The sequence below is a fragment of the Corallococcus terminator genome (assembly GCF_003611635.1).
GTDB classification, from domain to species: Bacteria; Myxococcota; Myxococcia; order Myxococcales; family Myxococcaceae; genus Corallococcus; species Corallococcus terminator.
Window position 1 is genome coordinate 1 of sequence record NZ_RAVZ01000522.1, and the last position, 4,304, is coordinate 4,304.

Consider the following 4,304-nt stretch of genomic DNA (forward strand, 5'->3'; position numbering starts at 1 on the left):
CCGCGAAGGCGGGCGTGGGCGCGGGCGGCGGCTCCGGCGTGCGCAGGAAGAAGAAGATGCCAGCCCCGCCCAGGAGCGAAACCAGGACGGCGATGCCCAGGGGCCAGCGCAGGGAACGAGGAGAGGACGGCGGGACGGGGGCGTTGTCGGTGGGGCTCATGGGGAGAAAATCCAGTCCGTGGAGAAGGAACTACAGCTCGCCCGCATGGGCCTGTTCGGGCAGGCGGAAGGAGAACTCGGCGCGCCGGTTCTTCGCCGGAGCGTCCACGTCCGCGGGCCGCTCCTCACCGTAGGAGACGACGGAGACGCGCTCGGGTTCGACCCCCAGCCGCATCAGGTACGCGCGCACGCTGGCGGCGCGACGCTGTCCCAGGGCGATGTTGTATTCCGTGGTTCCCAGCTCACACGTATGGCCTGACACGGTCACCTTCGCGACGGAGCGCTGGCGCAATGCCTGTGCAACCCGCGTCAGCTCATCGCCTGCTTCGGGTGGGAGGCTGGACGAGTCGAGCGTGAAGTAGATGGGCGCGGCCCTGAGCGCCGCCAGTGCCTGCTCCGTGTCATCGGACGCGGGCGGTGCGGTGGCGTCGCGCTCCCTCGCGGCGGCCGGTGGCGGCCGGGTCACAGCGTCAGCGGTGCTCGGATTGGCGGCGCGCCTCGCGCAACCCGTGAGTCCAACAGCCGTCAGCAGAAGGAAGAGGAGGGTTCGGTTCATGCCCTTGCACATGAGCAAGGGCTGTGCCGCTGTCTTCTCGTCTGGAGCCGCGCACCGTGCGGCGCCACGGCTGGCAAAGCGCGCCGTTCTAACGTTGCGAAATGCCGCTGTCGGTCCGCTCCCTGCGGTGGATGGTGGAGACATCAATCCCCAGCAGCTCCGCGGCGCGCGTCTTGTTGCCTCCACAGCGTGCGACCACCCAGGCGATGTATTCACCTTCGAGTTGCCGCAACGGCACCACCTGCCCGTGGGCCGCGGCCAGCGGGTGGACCTCCGGTGCCGCGACGTCCGCGCAGTTCAGCCGCAGCATGGACAGGTCCACCGTGGGCTGCGCGCCCAGCACCACCAGACGCTCCATCAGGTTCTCCAATTCGCGGACGTTGCCGGGCCAGGGCATGCGCGTGAGCGCGGCCACGACCTCCGGGGCCAGCGCGCCCACCGGCGAGCGCGGATTGCGCAGGCGCGCCTGCGCCACGAAGTGCTCCGCGAGCTTCGGGATGTCCTCCGTGCGCTCACGCAGCGGCGGAATGCGCAGCGAGACGACATTGAGCCGGTAGAAGAGGTCCGCCCGGAAGCGGCCCTCCTTCACCCGTGCCTCCAGGTCCTGGTGCGTGGCGGCGAGGATGCGCACGTCCACCCGGCGGGAACCGTCCGCCCCCACGGCCCGCACCTCGCCGTCCTGCAGGACCCGCAGCAGCTTCGCCTGGAGCTCCGGAGGCATGTCCCCGATTTCATCCAGGAAGAGCGTGCCGCCATCCGCCTCGACGAAGAGGCCCCGGCGCGTGGTGGTGGCGCCGCTGAAGGCCCCCTTGAGGTGGCCAAACAATTCGCTCTCCAGCAGCGCGTGGGGCAGCGCGGTGCAGTTGACCGCCACGAAGGGCTGCTGGCTGCGCGCCCCCTCGGAGTGGAGCGCCCGCGCCACCAGCTCCTTGCCGCTGCCGCTCTCCCCCCGGATCAACACCGGGGCCTCCGAACAGGCCACGCGGTCGATGAGCTCGTACAGCGTGCGCATGGGCATGCTGTGGCCCAACAGGGACCCCAGGCCGCTGCGCTGCGCCACCTGGCGCTTGAGGTCGCGGTGTTCGGCGCGCAGACGCCGGGCCTCCAGCGCCCGTCCCACGTGGAGCAACACCTCGTCCAGCCGGAAGGGCTTGGTGAGGTAGTGGTAGGCGCCGCGCTTCATGGCCTCCACCGCGCTCTCCACCGCTCCGAACGCGGTCATCAGCAGGACGGGCAGCTCCGGGTCGTGCTTCCTCGCCGCCGCGAGCACGTCCATTCCGTCCACGTCCTCCATGCGCAGGTCGCACAGGACGACGTCGTAGAGGCGCGAGCGGAGCTGGGCGATGGCGTCCGCGCCGCTCGAGGAGAGGTCCACGCGATAGCCGGCGTCCGTGAGCGGCTCCTTCAACATCTGTCCCATCTCTTCATGGTCATCCACCACGAGGATGTGCGCGCTAGACGGCATGTCGTTCCTCCCAATTGGGGGCGGCGGCCACCGGCCACCGCAGCGTGACGACGGTGCCCCGGCCGGGCTCGCTGTCGACCCCGATCTGGCCACCGTGGTTGCGGACGATCTGCGCCACCACGCTCAAGCCCAGGCCCGTGCCCTGGCCCCGCTTCTTGGTGGTGAAGAACGGGTCGAACACCTGGTGCAGATGCTCCGGCGCGATGCCCCGGCCGTCGTCCTGGATGCGGATCTCCACCATCTCCAGCGCCTGGGCGCCCGACCCCGCGAAGGCCGCCGCGCTCAGCTTCACCCGGCCTCCGGCGCTGCACGCGTCACAGGCGTTGAGGGTGAGGTTGAGCAGCACCTGCTGGAGTTGATCCGCGTCCGCCGCCAAGCAAGGCAGCCGTTCGGGCACGTCCAGTTCGAAGTCGAGGTGCCGTCGCTCGGCCTCCACGTCGAGCAGTTCCTGGAGGCCCCGCACCACGGGGACGAGCGGGACGGCCGCGGCGCGGGCGGGCTGGAGCCGCGAAAGGTCCAACAACTGGCGGATGATGCGGCTCACCCGGTCGATCTGCGTGACGATGGCGTTGAGGCCCCTGCCCTGCGGGTGCTCCACGCCGCCCACCTTCTGGAGCATGTATTCCGCATGGCCGCGGATGATGCCCAGCGGGGTGCCAATCTCGTGGGCCACGCCCGCCGCGAGCACGCCCACCGTGGCCAGCTTCTCCGCCCGCAGGAGCTGGTCCTCCAGCATGCGCACGTTGCTCAGGTCCTCCAGCACCAGCAGCGTGCTGACCTCACCGTCCCCATGCTCCAACGGAACGGAGTGGACGTTGTACTGGTCCTTCTCCGTGAAGAGGCTGAGCGGCTCACCGTGCAGGCTGCGCACGACGCCCAGGCCGCGCGCGGAGGCCACCAGCGCGACCAGCCGTTGCACCGCGGCGGCGGGGGCCGTGGGGAAGGCCTCCAGGAGGGTGCTGCCCACCGCGCTGGGCGGCAGGCGGGAGCGCAGGGCCTGGTTCACCCCACTGATGCGACCCTCGTGGCTCAGGGCGAGGATGCCCGTGGGGATGTGGTCGAGGATCTTCTGCGTCTTCTCATGCAGGTGGGCGAAGCGGGCGGCGTGGCGGCGGCTCTCGCTGAGCGCCACGGCCCGGCGGTTGGCCAGCACCACGTAGGTTCCGAACGCCACCAGGAACACCGCGATGAGCAGCGCCGCCAGCGACAGGCGCAGCACCAGGGTGCGCTCATGGGAGCGCAGCGCGCTGGTCGAGGACAACGTCGCCACGGACCAGGAGGCCTCGCCGCGCATGCGCAGCGGCCGGAAGGTGGCCACCGCGTCCGCCGGCCCCAGGCCCAGCCGCTGCGCCTCGGCTTCGGGGATCCGCAGCGTTCCGGAGGCGCCCGCGCGCATGCGTTCCTCCAGTGCGAGCAGGCCCGGCACGAGCGCTCCCGAGGACTCCTTCATGCGCCGGTGCCACGCCACCAGACCCGGGTCGCTCATGGGGGCGGGCATGCCGTGGGCCCCCAGCAACAGAAGCCGGGTGTTCCCGTCCACCGTCACCATGCGCAGCGGCGCGAAGAGCGGCTCGGTGTCCACGAGGATGGCGACGGTACCTCCGCCCTCGGGCGCCTCGGAGTCGATGCGGGTCGCGAAGACGCGCATCCATCCGGAGCCGGAGGGTGCGCCCTCGATGGGGTACGAGGGGATGACGTAGCCCGCGGGGGCCTCGCGCGCCTGTCGCGCGGTGTCCGCCAGGGCCGGAGGATGGACGGACTCCCTCGGCAGGTGGCGCGATTTGCGGTCCACCAGGAAGAGGCGCTCGGCGCCATCCGGGCCGTGGACCGCGATGGCCCGGTACTGGCCCACCGACTCCAGCAGGGCACGCAGCTCGTTGTGGTGGTCCCCGGTGGAGCCCGGCTGGGCGAGCAGCTCGCTCGCGAAGCGCAGGTTGTCCCCCAGGTCCTCCAGGGAGCGGGCGACGCCACTGGCGGCCTCCTCCAACTGGGCCTGTCGGTCCCTCGCGAATTGATCCACGAGCGCCTGCCGGTCGCGCTGGATGAACCTCACGGCCCCGCCCGTCACGAGGGCCAGGGCGAGGATGAGCAGGAGCAGGGGGGCGAGGAGGCGGTGCATGGGGC

At 71.1% G+C, this 4,304-nt stretch carries 3 protein-coding genes; all 3 read right to left on the reverse strand.

The genetic code is table 11. The features are described 5' to 3' along the window. Positions 1–190 precede the first annotated feature (190 nt). Positions 191–715 carry an OmpA family protein gene (locus D7V88_RS39340; protein ID WP_120545657.1) on the reverse strand — a complete coding sequence of 175 codons (525 nt, stop codon included), beginning with the start codon at positions 713–715 and terminating at the stop codon, positions 191–193. 88 nt (positions 716–803) lie between these two features. Further along, positions 804–2,180, reverse strand: a complete 1,377-nt coding sequence (locus tag D7V88_RS39345; RefSeq protein ID WP_120545655.1) for a sigma-54-dependent transcriptional regulator — start codon at positions 2,178–2,180, stop codon at positions 804–806. Beyond that, complete coding sequence (locus D7V88_RS39350) at positions 2,170–4,299, reverse strand: two-component system sensor histidine kinase NtrB (RefSeq protein WP_120545656.1); 2,130 nt, start codon at positions 4,297–4,299, stop codon at positions 2,170–2,172. The genes D7V88_RS39345 and D7V88_RS39350 overlap by 11 nt, the downstream gene beginning before the upstream one ends. Between the last annotated feature and the right edge of the window lie 5 nt (positions 4,300–4,304).